Origin of the sequence: Collinsella sp. AF08-23 (assembly GCF_003479805.1) — a bacterium.
Taxonomy (GTDB): Bacteria; Actinomycetota; Coriobacteriia; order Coriobacteriales; family Coriobacteriaceae; genus Collinsella.
This window is the reverse complement of sequence record NZ_QUHV01000001.1, coordinates 75,037-92,196: the sequence shown is the minus strand read 5'-3', so window position 1 is coordinate 92,196 and position 17,160 is coordinate 75,037. Positions and strand designations below refer to the sequence as shown.

Genomic DNA, 17,160 nt, shown 5'->3' with positions numbered 1-17,160 from the left:
CAGTGCCGTGTGTCTGCCGAGATTAACTACTCGTCGAACGACTCCCATTCGTCGGCATCTTTGCCACGGCCGACCTTGAAGGCCGCCGCGAGGGCACCCAGGCCCATCAGCGCAAAGGACGCAAACGACATCGAGTCGCCCATCTGGGGCAGCGTACCGCCGGGGTTCTTCTTCGAGACCGTGCCCTTGCCGTTTGAGGTCCCGTTGCCCGTGCCCGTGCCGGCGATGCCGCTACCGTCGTTACCGCCATCGGTGCTACCAGATCCTGCAGGCTTCCAGTCGGGATCGGTCAGAGTGGAGGCGAGCTCGAGCTTACGGTCGGTCAGCACGCTCTCGTCGTGCGTGAGCGAATACAGCGCGCCATGGGCGAGTTCGGCGAGCTGCGGGATGTTCGGGATCATGTCGGCGGGATTATCGCCCAGGAAGCCCAGGACCGATCCCACATTCGAAGCAACGATACCGATCAGGGTAATGGGGCCGTTGCCCTGGTCTTTCACGCACAGGTCGCCAAGCTGGAACTTCACCTTCTTGAGCAAGGTGGTGAGTGCCTTCAAGTTCTCCTCATTGTTGATGGCACCGCGCAAATAGCTGATGAGCGATCCGTCCGCTGTCGGATTCCCCTCGGAATCGGAACCCGCCAGCCGCATGTTCGCAGTCGCTGCCTCGACCCAGCTGGGACACGTCTCGTCACCGTAGAGATGATCGCCATAGGCGAACTTGATGAGGTCGAACAGGGTCTTGCCGTCATCCGAAACCTGCTCGTTGACCAGCACCTCAATCAAAGAACGCAGGAGGTTCAAGGTATCGCCCCTGCCCTCTTGCAAGAGCTGCGCATCGATATTGGCATACAGCGTTGCCATGAACTTCGCAAACGAGGTAGCGTCGATGTAGTACGACCAGTATACCGCAGCGGCCATGGGAACCGAAGCAGCAACGGCTTCGATTTCGGCGGCCAACGACGGGTCGGGAGACAGCGCGAGCACCTGCGCGGAACTCGTAACCCCATCCAGCTGCTCGAGAATGATTCGCTGTTGGGCCGCGTCCGACCAGATGCCGAGCGTTCCGTAGCTCTTGAGAAGGAAGCTCAAGTCTCCGAGCACGACGGCAAGCGCCTCGTCCTGGGACTGCGGCAGCATGGTGAGCAGCATGTTGAACAGCGCCGGGTCAAGGCCGTCGGCGGTGCCATCGCCCACATTCAGGCCGCCCAGCAGCCCGGCCAGCGCGGGCTTGACGCCCCCGTTCGCAACCATATCGTCGATCGCCGGCGACACCAGGGCATCGGCGATCATGGTCTTGATCACGTCGACGGTAAGGAGACGTTCCTCGCCATACGCCGTGATATCGGCGATCTTCGTAGTAGCCTTGGTGTCGAAATCGACGTAATCCACCGAACCGAGCGGGTGGTTCTCGACGGCAAGGGTCGCCTCGACATTCGCCGTCCCCTCCTCGCGCTTCCAAGAGAGCGTGGCGAAGCGGATGTCACTCGGATAGGTAACGGTCGCGCAGGTCTCGATATCGTAGAGGGTGTTGCCCGCCTCGGTGGTGATACTCGCGATGTCGTTGGCGTGCATGTGGCCGGTAAAGACCGCCGAGACTCCCGCATCGGCGTAACGGCGCTGGCAATCCTCGTAGTTATCGACCAGGTACTCGCCCATGAGCTCGGGCTCCATGGAGAAGTGCGGGATCACACCGTGGTGCTGGGTCACGAACACGATATCCCCGGCCGCGCGGGCCTGCTTGGCCTGGCTCTCCACCCACGCGAGCAGCTTCTCCCCCACCACACCGGACGTGACGTGCTCATCGCGGCCGAGCCCATTCTGGTCGGCGGAATACTTGCCGGAGTCGACCACGATGAGCGTGACGCCCTTGGCGGGGCGCACCACGTAGGAGAGGCTGCCGCCCTGACTGCCGCCCTCATCGAACTTCGCGATCGCGTCGTCGTAGCCGCAATCGGCGTACAGCCCCTTGAACGCGAGCGGGTCGACGAGGTCGGTGTGCTCCGCCTTGCCGCTCGAGAAATCACGGCCGTTGTCGTCGTTATTGATGTCATGGTTGCCGTTGATCACGCAGAACATGGCCTGCTTGCCGGCATTCGCCAGCTGCTTCTTGGCCGCCGCGAGCTTCTCGTGCATGCCCTGATGGCAGACGAGCTCGCCGTCCTTCGTGAGGTCGCCGGAAAGGATCACCAGATCGGGCTGATACGCCACGATCTCGGCGAGGGCCTTATCAACGATGGCGCCTGACTCGCGAAACATCTTGCGGTCGGAGTTCTCGGCGATAGTGAAGTCACCGCAATCCGCGTACAGCTTCTGGGAGAAGTAGTGCACGTCGGAAAGGTGCACGATCTTGATCTGGTTGGGGTAATCCGTGCCAGCCTCGATCGTCTCGGCCGCTGCCTCATACGGATCGGCGGACATCGCGACAGCCGTGGCACCCGCCCCGACCACCGAGAACCGAACGAAATTCCTGCGACTGATTTCCTTTTCCAGCATGCATCGACTCCCATCGACGAAAACGGCAACAAAAGGGCCCCGTAGCGACCGCCGCGTTCAGTATGGGAGACATCTGTTAGCTAGCTGCATGCCGTGCCGTCAGCTCAAGGAAAGGTTACGGTAAAGAATGTCAGGACTAATTCAGGAACGTAAGGATTTTATTCACGGCGGGTGACCTCGGGCGAGACCTCAAATGAGTGCCTGTCCCCATATTGAGGCAAGGCGGGCGCACCGCTGGATGCGCCCGCCTCTCACCAATCACACCGTGGATGCATTGCCACGCGTGTCGCCCGAGCTACCTGCCCTGGGCGCGGTTGTGCTCGTAGATCTCCACGAGCTTTTGCTGCACGTCGTAGGGCACCTGCTCGTATCCGGCGGGCTCCATGGTGAAGTCACCGGTGCCGCGCGTGAGCGAGCGCAGACGCGTGGCGTAATCGACGAGCTCCGCATACGGCACGGTCGCGGTGACCACAGTCTCGCCACGGTCGCTGGAATCCATGCCGGTCACGCGACCGCGGCTGGCGGAAACATCGCCCATGACCGCACCGGCGTAGCTCTCGGGGATCGTCACCTTGATGTTCTCCATGGGCTCGAGCACCACGGGATCGGCATCCTCGCACGCCTTCTTGAGGCCGATGCGCGCGGCGGTGCGGAACGCCATCTCGTTGGAGTCGACCGGGTGGTAGGAACCGTCGTAGCAGGCGACGCGGATGCCGGTGAGCGGATAGCCCGCGATCACACCGTCCTTCATGGTCTCCTGGACGCCCTTGTCCACCGCGGGGATGAGCGCGCGCGGGATGCGACCGCCCACGACCTCGTCCACGAACTCGTACTCGGTGCCGTCGAGCAGCGGCTCCACGCGCAGGTAGCAGTCGCCGAACTGCCCGGCGCCGCCGGTCTGCTTCTTGTGGCGGCCCTGGGCGCTCGCCACACGGCGGATGGTCTCGCGGTACGGGATACGCAGCGGAACGATGTGCGCGGCGACCTTGGTGCGGTCCTCCAAGCGGTTGAGCAGGACGCTCACCTGAGCCTCGCCCACCGCGGAGATAATCGTCTGGGCGGTCTCCTCATCGCGGTCGATGCTCATGGTCGGGTCGGCCTCGCACGCCTTCTCGATGAATGTGAAGAGCTTGTCCTCGTCGGAGCGGTTCTCCGCCTCGATGGCGATGCGGTACTGGGAGTTGGGGAACGCGAACGCCGCCGCCTCGACCTTACCGGTCACGGACAGGGTGTCGCCCGTCTCAGCGCTCAGCTTGGGCACCACGATGATGTCGCCCGCGTAGGCGTGGCCGACCTCGGTCATCTCGCGGCCGCACATCACGTAGAGGTGCGTGAGGCGCTCGCCCTTGCGGGTGCGGGCATTGACGAGCTCCATGCCGGGCTCGATGGTGCCGGTGAGCACCTTGAGGAAGGACAGGCGGCCCTGCTGGGGATCGTTCAGGGTCTTGAAGTCGAAGACGACGGGGCGCTCATCCTCGCTGGAAATCTTGAGGGTGTCGCCGTCGATGAGCGGCATCTCGCCGTAATCGGTGGGCGCGGGGAAGTAGGTCGCGATATCGTCCATGAGGGAGTTGACGCCCTGCTCCTTGATGCAGGAGCCGGCGAACACGGGGACGAACAGGCGCTTGGCGATCGCCTTGGCGAGCAGGCCCTCGACCTCGTCCTGAGTGAGGGACTCGCCCTCGAGGTACTTCTCCATGAGGTCGTCGTCGGCCTCCGCCACGAGCTCGCACAGGGTCTCGTGGGCGGCCTCGGCGCTGTCGCGGAGCTCCTCGGGAATCTCCGATTCGGTCTGCTTGGTGCCATCGCAATGGCGGGCCTTCATGCGCACAAGGTCGATGATGCCGTTGAAGTTCTCACCGGTGCCCCAGGGGAGCGTGACGGCACCAAGGCGTGTGCCAAAGCGCTCGCGGAGCATCTCGAGGCACATGTCGAAATCGGCGTTCTCCTTGTCCACGCGGTTCACGAACACGGCGCGGGCCAGGCGCAGGTCCTCGGCCGCGTACCAGAGCTTGACGGTAGTGGGCTGCGGGCCCTCGGCGGCGTCGACCACGAACAGGGCCGTCTCGCACACGCTCATCGCCGCATAGGCGTCGCCGATGAAGTCGGGGTAGCACGGGGCGTCGAGCACGTTGATGCGGGCGTTCTTCCAGTCGATCGGCGCAATGGAGGTCGAGATTGAGAACTCACGCTTGACCTCCTCGGCATCGTAATCGAGCGTGGGCTTGGTGCCGCCGTGACCGCCCAGGCGAGCGGTCTTGCCGGAAAGGTGGAGCATGGCCTCCGCGAGCGAGGTCTTGCCCACCCCGCCTTGGCCTACGAGCACCACGTTCCTCACATTGCCAGTCTTGGGCGCACCCATGGGACACCTCCCTTTCCCAGCGCGCTGCGAGCGCGCCGAAAATGCGTGCGAGGTGCCCTGTGCATCCCCGCACGACAGCCGTATGGCATGAGCCTACCCAGTTTTACACGCGGATATATTGGCCTTTCGACCAGCGTGCACTCAGGCACGGTAAAGGGCTTGACGCGCGATACAAGCTATCGAGAAGCGGTACGGGTGCAAACAGGCCAAGCGCCGGGTAAAACAGATCGCATTCTGAGAGAGCCTGCAGCTACCCCTGCATCAGCGAACGGCGCACCGATGCGAGGACATCGAAACTGTTGGGAGCCACATCAAACGTGGACAGGAAGTGCACGAGCGCAGTGGCCGCGTTGAAGATACCGGCGTCAACCAGGCCTATCGCCGCCATCGCCGCCTGATCCCGCAGCTGGCTGACCGGCGCCACCGGTACGCCCTCGGCGCGGAGCAGGGCCACCGCCTCGTCGCGCGCCGGAGGACGGCCCAGGTGCGCCTCTTGCATGAGCTCGCGCATCTCCGCCTGCGTCTCGCCATAGAAGAACGAGTCGCGCGCCACCATGGCATAGCAGGCAAGGCCGAGCGACGGATCGCCACCCTGCCAGAAGAGGAAGCCCAAGCGGTAGTAACCGCAGGCGATATCGTTGGGATCCACCGCGACGCGCATGCCGTCGAGGATGACGCGGGCCGCATCGGAGTCACGGCCGGCCTCGCGATACGACAGCGCAAGCGTGTGGTATGAGGCGAACGACGTGGGCGCCAACCGGACAAGTTCCTCGCCCAAACGAATCGCGTCCTCGTTGTTTCCCTGGTCACGGTATAGGCGGCATAGCAGGGAGCGCGCGTCGAACGCGGTATCGGGAATCTTGCGATACGTCGTCGAAGGATCCTCGTCGAACAGCCCAACTGCGATGCGTGCAATCATGTTCGAGCAGTACAACGGGCGCGCATCGCTCTCTTGCAGTACGTCCGCGGCATCGTAAGCGGCGATGATGTCGGAGACCTCCGCGGTCGCCGATGCCGCGGCGGCATCGCCTTGCGCAGCCTGCTCGTGCACCCTGTCGCAAAGCTCGCGGTACCTGTCGCGCAGGGGATCGTCGCCCACGTCGAAGATATCGAGCTCGGCGACGGTCTTGGCGCGCAGCGGGCCGACCAGGTGCGCAGGGAGCGAACGCCTGTCGTTCGCCATCTTGATATCGCGGTTGGGCAGGCCGGCATCGATGCGCTCGACCGGCACAAGCGAGCCGTCCACGTCCCGCTCCATGTTGATGGCGCGAAGCGAGAGCATCTTGATGAGCTCCTCGACGGACAGCGACGCCTCGAGGATCGCACCCGTCTGGATTGCCGGCACCGTCTCCATGGTGAACAACTGGCGGCTGAATTCGGCCGAGCACACCACCGCTCCGTCGATGTCGCGCTCGTGCGTCGTCACCACCGCGCGAATGACGCCGACGCTGGATCCGAAGGCGATGGCGGCGAGCGCCATGCTCAGGCGGAGCAGGTAGGCCACCTGCATGTCATCGCACGTCAGCGCAGTGCCAGACGCCGGAAAGGCACTCGCTACGGGAACCGTGACATCGATGGAGAACACGCCCGCCGACGCATCGCAGCCGAACAGGTAGTCGAAGCCAAACGGCGCGCGCAGCCCCTCCGCCGCCGCGGCGAAACGAGTGCGCACGTCCCACTCTCCGCCGCGCGCGGCATCTGTACCAAGCAGGCTGCTGTAGTCACTCTTGCGGTCGCTCGCGCGGATCGCGGTGCGGGCCACCTCGGCAAAGGAGCTCAGGGACTGGAGGGCCGCCCGCTCGCACTCATGCTCGCTGATGGCCCCCACCATGGGCGAGGATTCCTCACCCAGATAATGCTCCATGAACACAAGGCGATTGAGCGCGCCCTCCACCGCCTGGAGGGTGTCCACCTGCTGTGGGGTCAGCTCGCGCTTGTCGCAGCCCGTCCAAAACAGGCCCGTCGAGCCGAGCCGGCGCAGGTCGATGTCGTGCGCGGCGGCGATTGGGCGCACGCCCTCGGCACCGGCATCCATCAACGTGCGGAAAGCGAAGCGCTCGAAATCACTCGCGCCCTCGCGCCTGCCGCGATACACGATCTCATCGAGCGCATCGGGATACGCGGAGCCGATCATGCCGTCGAGGATGTCGCCAACGGTCAAGAACGAGCTGGCGTCGCCCCGCTCCTTTGACAACACGTGGTACAGCACAAAGCACGCGGCGCCCATCTCATCGATGTCGTATGCCCCCTTGCCATATGCGCCCATATCGTTCATCGATGTGGCAACCGTGAGCTTATAGTCCTGAGGGCGCTGGGTGAATCGTACGACCTTGACCGGCCTACCCTCGGGGCGAACGTAGAAGAACACGTCGCCCTCGTCGTCCTTGGACATCCCCGCATCGGCGTCGCGCGAGGGGCGCTCGGATAGAGGCTCGTCGCATTCGTAGACAGCGCCCCCGAGGGCAAGCCAGGCGTGGATTTTGACTTTACGTGATGCCACCAGCTCGACTAGGTAGCCCATGCTCTTCTCGGGCTGGGGCCTGATCGATTCGACGATCATGAACACGCGGCCCCGCTCCTGCCCGGGGAGCTCCCTGAGCTGCGTGGTCTTGGCAAACAGGGGAAGTTTGAACAGCTTATCCGACATGGCGACCGCTCCCATTCTCCCGCACGATCGGGCGGGTGTAACTGCTCACTCCATCCTATCAAAGCATGCGGTGCCCGCCCGCCACTCCCGCGAGCGGAAGCGCGCGCCGTCCGGGAGATCCTAGGCGTCGTCTATTCGCCCACGCGAGTCAGGAAAGCACGGGTACGCTCCTCGCGGGGGGCGTCGATCACCTGCTCGGCGGGGCCCTCTTCCACAATCACGCCGCCGTCCATGAACACCACGCGGTCGGCGACCTCACGCGCAAAGTTCATCTCGTGTGTCACCACAACCATGGTCATCTGCTCGGCGGCAAGGCCCTTGATCACGCGCAGGACCTCAGCGGTGAGTTCGGGGTCGAGCGCGCTTGTGGGCTCATCGAAGTAGAGGATCTCGGGGTTCATGGCCAGTGCGCGGGCGATGCTCACGCGTTGCTGCTGGCCACCGGAGAGCTGGCAGGGGACCTTGTCCTCACACCCTTCGAGCCCCATCTTGGCAATGAGCTCCCGGGCGCGCTGCTCTACCTCCCCCGCCGGGCGCTTCTGCACGCGCAACGGGGCATCGGTGATGTTGCGCATCACCGTGAAGTGCGGGAAAAGGTTGTAGTTTTGAAACACCAGGCCGAATCTGCCGCGCGCCTGCTTGAGCTCCTCCCCCTTGGCGTAGACCGACCTACCGGAGGCGCCTTCCGTCGCAACGGCAAGATCCCCATAGGACAGGGCGCCGCCATCGAGCGTCTCGAGCAGCGTCATGCAGCGCAGCAACGTGGACTTGCCGCCGCCGGATGGGCCGATAATGGCAACGGCCTCGCCGCGCTCAACCTCGAGCGAGATGCCGCGCAGCACCTCGGTACCCCCGAATGCCTTGCGAGCGTCTTTCATAGATACGACAGGCATATGAACCCCTTTGAAATTGCCGAGGGCGGATGCGGCGCACGGACCTTAGACGATGCGCGCGTCAAAGCTAGTCGTGGTAGTAGGAGAGCATCTTCTCGATGCGGCCCAACACCAATTCGACAGCGAAATTGAAGACCCAGTAGATCGCGGCGGCGATTGCGAAGGGCACCATACTCACCTGCGAGGCAACAAGGGCCTTGGCGGTGGAGAACATCTCGCCCACGCCAATGGCAAATGCCAGGGACGTATCCTTCACCAGCGTGATGACCTCGTTGCCAATCGCCGGCATGATGCGCTTGACCACCTGCGGCAGCACGATGTAGAGGAAGGTCTGCGCCTTGGAATACCCCAAGACCTCGGCGGCCTCATATTGGCCGCGGGGGATGGATTGCAGGCCGCTGCGATAAATCTCGGCGAAATACGCGGCATAGTTGATGATGAACGCGACGATGGCCGCCTGCCACTTGGAGTCTGTGGTGAGCTGAATGCCGAACACGTAATACGGCATGAAGTAAATGGCGAACATCTGCAGCATGAGCGGCGTGCCACGCATAACCGAAATATAGGCGCGCGTGATCCCGCGCACGACCTTGAAGCGGCTCACGCGCAACAACGCCACCGGAACGCCAAGCGGAAGCGCACCGATGAGCGTAAACGCGAAGATCTGTAAGCTGGTGAGGAAACCCTCTCCCAGCATTTGAACCATAGTCGTGATTTCCAAGATATCTCCCGGTCTGTTTCTACCGCCTGAACGACTCTACCATGCAAACGCCCTCCGCAGCAGGCAATCGCGCCTCCAACCACGCGAACGGCTTTTCCAGGTGCCCCAGATCGGCGCGAACGCAAAGGCGCGGTGTGCGGATACGGCCCAAGCAACGCGCAAGGCTTTTCCAGGTGCCCCAGGTTCGCCCGAACGCAAGAGCGCCCATCACCAGCGGGCTTCCCAGGTGCCCCAGATCGGCGCGAACGCAAAGGCGCGGTGTGCTAACGCACATAAGCCTTTGGGTTCGCGCCGAGGTGGGGTGCCTGGGGAGTCCGCTACTTGAGCTGCCAGTTGTCCATGCTCAGCCCCTGATCAGCGTACTTGGCCGCGATCGTCTCGACTGTACCGTCCTCGTACAGCGCCTTTAGCGCCTCAGTCACGGCCTTCGCGGTCTTGGTGTCGCCCTTCTTGAAGCCGACGGCGTAGTTCTCCTCGGAGAGGCACTCGTCGAGCATGACATAGGCATCGGGCTTGGCGGCCATCTGATACCGCGCGATGGAGAGGTCGCAGGCGACGGCGTCGACGGCGCCGGACTCGAGCTGCATGAACGCCGTGTTGTACTCGCCGATGGTATCGAGCGAGGCGAAGGTGGCGGCGAGGTCGGCGGCATCGCCCTCGAGCACATCCTCGGCGGCGGAGTCAACCTGGGTCACGACGGTCTTACCGGCGAGGTCTTCCTGCGAAGCGATGCCGCTGTCGGCGCGAACCACGATGACCTGTGCGTTGAGCATGTAGGGATCGGAGAAGGTGTAGTCCTTCTCACGGCCCTCCATGGTGAACCCGTTCCAGATGCAGTTGATGGCACCGGAGTCGAGCAACGTGTCCTTGGCGTCCCAGTCGATGGGCTCGAGCTTGATCTCCCAGCCCTCCTTCTCGGCGACCGCCTGGGCAAGATCGAGGTCGAAGCCGGTGTACTCGCCATCATCACCCACATAGCCATAGGGCGGGTAGGACTGGTCGAAGCCCACAATCAGCTTGCCCGTGGCCGCAGCGGAGGTATCCGCCGCTGCCTTGGTGGCAGAGCCGGCGCTAGAGCCCTCGTTGGTGGCGGCCGGCGTGCCACCGCAGCCGGCAAGCAGCGTGAGCGAGAGGGCAGCGGAGGCGACGCCCGCCACAAGAGAGCGACGCGTCATGGAGCGGGTGGCGGTCACGGCGAGGGTCTTCTGGTCCTTATTCATACTGTGTCCTTTCCCCTGTATGCACTTTACTTAACTAAAGTGTGATGGTCAACGGTTGGAAGAATAACACTTTAGTTTGACGAAGCGCAAGGAACACCATCGAGATTGCCGCTCTGTTACGGGGCCACCTCATGAGATGTGTACAATGGGGCCTGGCCTCAATGTACCAACTTCTTTGGCGAATGGATTGCCCATGGCGAAGCAGAACAAACCGGCATCCGCGGATCGCAAGGCACCCTGCCCGATCATGCGCCAATGCGGCGGATGCGAATGGCTGGGGCTCCCCTACCGCAAGCAGCTCGCCCGCAAGCAGCTCGCCATGTCCGACCTGTATCGGCCTCTCATCGAGCGCTTTGGATGGCGTGTCGATGTCGACCCCGTACTCGGCATAGGACCCTCGCGCGAGACGGGGCCCGTCACCGTGGCGGATGCACCACTCCCGGCACCGCGGTCGTTTCGCCACAAAGCGGCCACGCCCTTCGCCCCCGGCGCATGTGGCGAAGTACGCAGCGGTTTCTTCGCCCGGGGAACGCACGATATCGTCCCCTGCCCCGCCTGCGCCGTTGAAGCGCCCGGGGCGCGTGAACTCCTGGGCGACGTCGCGCGTTTCGCAACCGAACTCAACATCCCCGCTTACGACGAGGACCTCCGCCGCGGCCAGCTTCGTTACGCCGTGCTCCGTTGCGGATGGCGCACGAAGGAGGCGATGCTCACCCTTGTCACTCGCACGCGCGAGGTGCCGCACCTCGAGGAGCTTGTCGAACTCGTCTCCCAAGCCCATCCCAAACTGGTGACGATCGCCCAAAACGTCAATCCACGCGTTACCAACGCGATCCTGGGTGGCGAAACGCGCATCCTACACGGCGAGCCCCGCATGCGCGACGAGCTGCTCGACTGCACATTCGAGATCTCCCCCGTCTCCTTTTACCAAGTCAATCCGCAGCAGACAGAAGTGCTCTACCTACAGGCAATCGAGGGCATGGACCTGCAAGACGGCACCGTGGTCCTCGACGCGTACTGCGGCAGCGGCACCATCGGCATCGCCGCGGCCGCTCACGCCCGCAAACAGGGCGTTCGCATACGCCTCGTGGGCGTGGAGCGCAATGTGGAGGGGGTGCGCGACGCCGTGCGGAACGCACAGATCAACGGCCTGGCGGACACGGCGGAATTCATCGCCCGCGACGCGACCGAGTACATGAGAGAGGCCGCCGACGCGCACATGCACGTGGATGTGGTCGTTATGGATCCTCCGCGGGCGGGGTCGACGCCGGAATTCATCGAAGCCGCAGCGGCGCTCGCCCCGCGGCGCATCGTCTACATCAGCTGTAACCCGGTAACGCATGTGCGCGACCTCGCGGTTCTCGGCGAGAACGGTTACCGCGTTGAACGCCTCACGCCCGTGGACCTCTTCCCCCACACAAGCCATACGGAGATGGTTGCGACCCTCACGCGAGCGCACATCTAAACGGCACCGCTCTCCGTCAGGTCATCCTCGTCAATCGCGTTCATCCAAGCGATGTACGTACTCGGATAATGGCTGTAGAGCATGCGGACCGGATCGACGCGCGCGGCGACGGACGCAAAGACCGCACATGCACCGCGTGGGGTCACCAGCTCCTCAACCGACCCGATACCCTGCGCGACGTCGGTCAGCACCGCATCGACCACGTGTTTGTCGGACGGGTCGGCGCCGCACGCCACTCCAACCGATTGCTCATACAAGCGCTCCATCGCGGTGCGGAGCTCATCGAATCCCTCTGCATCAACCGCGGGGAGTGCCTTGTCGATGCCGTAGCGCTCGTATCCCCATGTACGCAACGGCAGGTAGGGCATGATGTCGGAAGGATTCGCGATGTTGAAGATATTGGCGTATCGCGCATCGTGCGCCTGGGCGTTGAGCGTGGTGGCGGGAGAAGCGAACGTGTAGGCGTACACCCGGTCAATGCCGGCGAGGGAATCGGCGCCCGCAACAGATGAGGTGACGGTCCCGGCCCGGCAGTCGTCGATTTCCGCGGCGGCGAGGTTCGCGATTGCACCGCCCCTGCTGTGGCCCACCAACAGCACCGAAACCTCCGCGCCATCGCCAGCGGACTCATCCGCCCATGCAGCCACCTCACCGCAGATCTCCCGCGCGGCACGGCAATATCCGCCGTGGTCGCTCGTCTCGTCCGTTGCGAGATCGAGGTTGCTCAGCCATTCGGACCCGTAGCTTCCCCGTATGCTCACCAGGATCACATCGCGGGGCGAGCCCTCTTGGCCGTCACCGCCCGATAATGCCAGACGTTTGCGGGCGATCGTGTACGCCACGCCGTCGGCATCGTCCGTCACCAGATTGAGGACCTCGTCCAGCACCTCGCTGCGAAACCGATACGAATCGGTGCACACCTCGTCAAAGCCGAGTTGCGCCAGAGCCTCTTCCATATACGCGGGCTGGTTGCTCCCCGACTGGTAATAACCAGACTCGGAATACGCCAGGGCCGCCAAAACGGAACTCGCCCGCGCGAGCTCATGGTTGTACACATGTTCGTCTCCGGTGAACCACGAATCATCCCACGTCACGCTTGTGGACGCCTCCCCGCTGCCGGGAGCATCGAGGCTCGTGTAGGTGAGCTCGGCGCTAAAACGCGCGGGCAGCGGAGCCTCTTCGCCATACGCCGCGGGCAGAGCGGAAGAAGCCGTCACGTTCGCACGCGTAGACTCCTGGACGCGGCGCGTATACAGACGAGCGGAAGCGGTGAGCGTCCCTGCGATCAGCAGCAAGAGGCACGCCAGCGGAACGCGGCGCAGCACCGCGCGCACTCTGCCCGATCGTCTTGCCATGAGCCGCCTCCCTCGCATCGGGCTTCAGAATATCAGGCGCGCTCGCTCGGCGTGTGACGAAAACCTTACATTTTGGTGGGGGTTTCTTAAGAAGCTATGATTGCTCTCCCAGCACCTGAGACAGATCGCATACACCCGAGGCGGCAAGTTCGCGCAGGAACGGCTCGCGACCGCGGTTCATGATGAGCTCCTCGGGGAAATGGATCTCCTCGAGCATGCGCTCGACCGCGGAGAACCGCCCAATCTGCGGGGCGATGTGCGCGTCGCTCGACACGGCGATACCCACGCCCATCTCGGCGCAACGCTCGGCGATCTTGCGGCACACGCCCTCGTGCTTGCTACCGCCCTCCAGCGAGTGCTCGTTGACCTCGATGAGCTTATGGTGCTCCTTGGCGCAGGCGAGCACCGTGTCGAGGTCGTACGGCAGGCCCGAACGGCCCGTGTGGCCGAGGATGAAGACACGCGGTTGTTCAAGCACGGCGACGTACATGTCGGTGATGTCGGAGATCGAGCAGCCCTTGGCAAAATCCGTGTTGTGGACGCTCGCGATGACGTAATCCGCCGATTCGGTCACGCGCTCGAACAGCGAGCGCTCGCTTGCATACGTGCCGCCGGTGATGCTCTCGCGGCAGGGGATATCCTGGCCGAACAGCGACCCGTCGAGCCCTTCGATGTCCGCCTCGCAGCCGTGCAAGACGGTGACGCCCTCCCAGGTTCGCGGCCAAATCACCGTGTTGAGGAAGAACTGGAAGTTGCGAATATGCTGCTCGGGGTAGAGCATGCTGCTCAAGTGGTCGGTCGATCCCAAGATCTCGAGGCCGGCGGCAGAGGCCGCCCGCACGTTCTCCTGGATGGTCGAATACGCGTGGCGCGAGTAGAGCGTGTGCGTGTGGACGTCTCCCAAGATACGGTATGCCATGGTGCCTGCCTTCCTCGATTGCGGACTCCGTACATGATACCCGCACGGAAAGCACCCGTGCATCTGGGGCACGGACGCATGGCAGATGGCGACGAACGAGCAGCGCGACGCAATGCCCGGAGGAGCCCGGTTCTAGCGATACGAATCCATGAGCGCTTGCCAAGCGGGCAGCGAGCGCTCGATGGTCTCGTAGCTCACGCAGTAGCCCACGCGCACCCAACCCGGGGTGCCAAAGCTATCGGACGGCACGGGCAGCAGCTCGAACTGGCGGGCGCGCTCGCAAAACGCCTCGGCATCCGGCTCAAGCGCACGAACCCACAGGTAGAAGGCACCCTGCGGCTCGACCATTGAGTACCCCATCTCCCCCAGGGAATGCATGAGCGCGCGGCGGTTACGGTCGTAGGCCTCGACATCACAGGGCTCGTCAACGCAGTCGATCACCACGCGCTGGAACAGCGACGGCGCACACACGAACCCCAGAGCGCGAGCGGAGCCCGCCACCGCCGCCATGACGCGGGCGCTCTCATGACAGCTGGGGGGCACGAGCACCCAGCCCACGCGCTCGCCCGGCAGCGACAGCGACTTGGAGTAGGAATAGCACACCACCGTATGCTCGTAGATGGACGGAACCCACGGGACCTCCGCACCGTACGTGATCTCGCGATAGGGCTCATCCGAGATGATGAAGATGGGGGCCTCTCGGTCGCGATTCACCTCGAGCAGGCAGTTTGCAAGGCGCTCCAGCACATCGCGGGAGTAGACCGCGCCCGTGGGATTGTTGGGCGAGTTCACGATGATGGCCGCCGTGCGCGGGGTGATGGCACGCATGATGCTACCCACCGAGAGCTGGAACGTGTAGGGCTTCGCCGGTGCCTCCACACACGTGCAACCGCACGACTCGATCCACACCTTGTACTCGGGGAAATACGGGGACACCACGACGACCTCGTCACCGGGGTTGGTGAGGGCATGCAGCGTGCAGGAGATGGAGGCGGCGGCGCCCACGGTCATGAACACATCGGAGGCCTCATACGCCGTATCGAACCGACGATTGAGCGACGCCGCCACCGCGGCACGCGCAGCGGGCAGGCCGGGCGCGGGCGTGTAGCCGTGCAGCTCCTCGGGGCTCAGCTCGGCAAGCGAGCGTTCAATGGAAGCGCGCACGGCATCGGGCGCGGGGATGCTCGGGTTGCCAAGGCTGAAGTCGAACACGTTCTCGGGACCAATCTGGGCCTTGCGCTCGCATCCGTACGCGAAGATCTCGCGAATCTTCGAACTTGCCGCGCCGTATGCGTACATGGTCTCGTTCAACATAGCAGCCCCGTTTCCGTGCGGTTGGTTTTGCCCCATGATACCCACGACGGCGAAGCAATCTGACACGTTGCTTCGAATTAACTGAAATTTGCGAGAGAGATGCACAGCATGGCGGCCTAGGTGTTAAGTGCCAAAACGTTGCTTACACCAAGGTGGTAACAATTGGACGCATTTTACGCATTCTCGTCCGCTATGAAGCAGACGAATATCGAAATAGCAACCGAATTGAAAAAGCGGGCCTTCGCCAAGGAAGACCCGCTCTGGGATGGGCAGCGCATTATGGAAAACTACCCAGATATGCGATGGTTCGAATCCGCTTTACTTCAGATCGGGCCAGAAGTCCTTGTTGGCCTCGATCATGTCGTCGAGGACCTCCTTGGCCACCGTCATGGACGGCACCGTCTTGTTGAGCGTGAAGGCCTGGAGCGCCTTCTCGTAGGAGCCCTCGATGCAGGCCTCGACCACGAGCTTCTCGGAGTTGAGCTGCTGCATCATGAGACCCTGCTGGAACAGCGGAATGTTGTCGCGGGAAATGACCTCGGGGCCGTTCTTGCCGATATAGGCGGGCAGCTCGACCATAGCGTCATAGGGCATGTTGGGAATGGCGCCCTTGTTCTGGCAGATCACCAGGAAGCGGGCCTTGGTGTCGTTCTTCAACGCGACGGCCAGATCGGCAATCCAGTCACCGTGGCTGCCGGCGTAGAAGGTGCTCTCGTCGATCTCACCCGTCTTCTCGTACCGGTCGATACCGGCGAACAGATTGGCCTCGCGGGTCTCCTCCACCTCGTTGGCGCGGGTGCGCTCGGGGTTGGAGTGCTCCACAAACTCCTTCTGCTGCAGGTAGTAGTTGAGATAGGTGTTGGGCAGGTACTCCGGGAAGAGCTCCATGATCTCGTAGACGCCCTTCCACACGTAGTACCAGGAACCCTTCGTATGACGATTCTGCTTACTCTCGTCCTCGTTGTCGGTGTTGGACTTCATAAGCGAGCTCATGCCCTTGAGGTAGCTGCTCGGCAGCAGGATCTCATGCTCCTTGATGTAGGCGCGCAGCTGCGGGAGCACCTCCTCGCCCTTGTGGCGGATGCTGGTGAACCAGCCGAAGTGGTTGAGGCCGAAGTAGTCGTACTCAACGTCCTTCTTGTTGATTTCGAGCGCGGCGCACACGAGGTCGATGATGGCGATGGGCATGTCGCAGATGTTGATGATGCGGGCATTGGGGCGCATCTTGCGGCAGGCTTCGGACACGATTGCAGCAGGGTTGGAGTAGTTGAGGATCCAATACGTGGGCTTGGCGTACTTCTCCACATCATCGATGAGCTCGACCATGGGGAAGATGGTGCGCATGCCGTAAGCGAGGCCGCCGCAACCGCAGGTCTCCTGACCCACGCAGCCGTGACGCAGCGGGATCTTCTCGTCCTGCTCGCGCATGGCGTAACCGCCCACGCGCATCTGAGCGAACACGAAATCGGCGTCGGTGAAGGCCTCGGCCTTGTCGGTGGTCACCGTGAGCTTGATGTCGAGTTTGAGGTCCTCATGCAAAATCCAGTCGACGAGCACGCCCACTTTGCGCTGGCGTTCCTCGTTGATGTCGTACAGACGGATCTCGTCGACCTCGAGCTCGTCCTTGCGCAGGGCGATAGACTTGACGATGCCGGGAGTGAAGGTGGAGCCGCCACCAGCCAGAGTAATGATCATTGAAGTAACGCTTCCTTTCGTGACACGAATTACGAGTGCGAACTTCGCTTGCCTAAATGGGTGCCCGGATGGCACCC

11 protein-coding genes are annotated in these 17,160 nt (G+C 63.2%); 1 reads left to right on the top strand and 10 read right to left on the bottom strand.

Features of this window, described 5'->3' with window-relative positions; all coding sequences use genetic code 11:
• Nucleotides 1-26 precede the first annotated feature (26 nt).
• The 6 genes from DWV48_RS00325 to DWV48_RS00300 all read right to left on the bottom strand — a co-directional run bounded on the left by DWV48_RS00325 (nt 27) and on the right by DWV48_RS00300 (nt 10,335).
• Entirely contained in the window at nt 27-2,492 is a 2,466-nt protein-coding gene (locus DWV48_RS00325) for a metallophosphoesterase (RefSeq protein WP_118652309.1), read from the bottom strand.
• 295 nt (nt 2,493-2,787) lie between these two features.
• The gene (locus DWV48_RS00320) at nt 2,788-4,854 is read right to left on the bottom strand and encodes a translation factor GTPase family protein (RefSeq protein ID WP_118652307.1); all 2,067 of its coding nucleotides are present in this window, start codon (nt 4,852-4,854) and stop codon (nt 2,788-2,790) included.
• 250 nt (nt 4,855-5,104) lie between these two features.
• The gene (locus tag DWV48_RS00315; RefSeq protein ID WP_147352828.1) at nt 5,105-7,501 is read right to left on the bottom strand and encodes a lipopolysaccharide assembly protein LapB; all 2,397 of its coding nucleotides are present in this window, start codon (nt 7,499-7,501) and stop codon (nt 5,105-5,107) included.
• A gap of 131 nt (nt 7,502-7,632) precedes the next feature.
• Nucleotides 7,633-8,394 carry an amino acid ABC transporter ATP-binding protein gene (locus tag DWV48_RS00310; RefSeq protein ID WP_118652302.1) on the bottom strand — a complete coding sequence of 254 codons (762 nt, stop codon included), beginning with the start codon at nt 8,392-8,394 and terminating at the stop codon, nt 7,633-7,635.
• Nucleotides 8,395-8,461: 67 nt separating this feature from the next.
• Nucleotides 8,462-9,100 carry an amino acid ABC transporter permease gene (locus tag DWV48_RS00305; protein WP_199588818.1) on the bottom strand — a complete coding sequence of 213 codons (639 nt, stop codon included), beginning with the start codon at nt 9,098-9,100 and terminating at the stop codon, nt 8,462-8,464.
• 332 nt (nt 9,101-9,432) lie between these two features.
• Nucleotides 9,433-10,335 (bottom strand): amino acid ABC transporter substrate-binding protein, encoded by a 903-nt coding sequence (locus tag DWV48_RS00300; RefSeq protein WP_233545983.1) that lies wholly within the window; start codon nt 10,333-10,335, stop codon nt 9,433-9,435.
• A 193-nt stretch (nt 10,336-10,528) separates the two neighbouring features.
• On the opposite strand from DWV48_RS00300, the gene rlmD reads away from it, so the two are divergent.
• A complete protein-coding gene (gene rlmD, locus DWV48_RS00295; RefSeq protein WP_118652296.1) occupies nt 10,529-11,800 on the top strand; it encodes a 23S rRNA (uracil(1939)-C(5))-methyltransferase RlmD in 1,272 nt (423 codons plus the stop codon).
• On the opposite strand, the gene DWV48_RS00290 is transcribed toward rlmD, so the two are convergent.
• From DWV48_RS00290 to DWV48_RS00275, 4 genes are all read right to left on the bottom strand, one after another.
• Entirely contained in the window at nt 11,797-13,155 is a 1,359-nt protein-coding gene (locus tag DWV48_RS00290; protein WP_233545981.1) for a hypothetical protein, read from the bottom strand. The genes rlmD and DWV48_RS00290 overlap by 4 nt on opposite strands.
• Before the next feature lie 94 nt (nt 13,156-13,249).
• Nucleotides 13,250-14,074 (bottom strand): phosphatase, encoded by an 825-nt coding sequence (locus DWV48_RS00285; protein WP_118652290.1) that lies wholly within the window; start codon nt 14,072-14,074, stop codon nt 13,250-13,252.
• A gap of 132 nt (nt 14,075-14,206) precedes the next feature.
• Entirely contained in the window at nt 14,207-15,388 is a 1,182-nt protein-coding gene (locus DWV48_RS00280) for a pyridoxal phosphate-dependent aminotransferase (protein ID WP_118652287.1), read from the bottom strand.
• 318 nt (nt 15,389-15,706) lie between these two features.
• Nucleotides 15,707-17,083, bottom strand: a complete 1,377-nt coding sequence (locus DWV48_RS00275; RefSeq protein WP_118652284.1) for a 6-phospho-alpha-glucosidase — start codon at nt 17,081-17,083, stop codon at nt 15,707-15,709.
• Nucleotides 17,084-17,160: the final 77 nt, after the last annotated feature.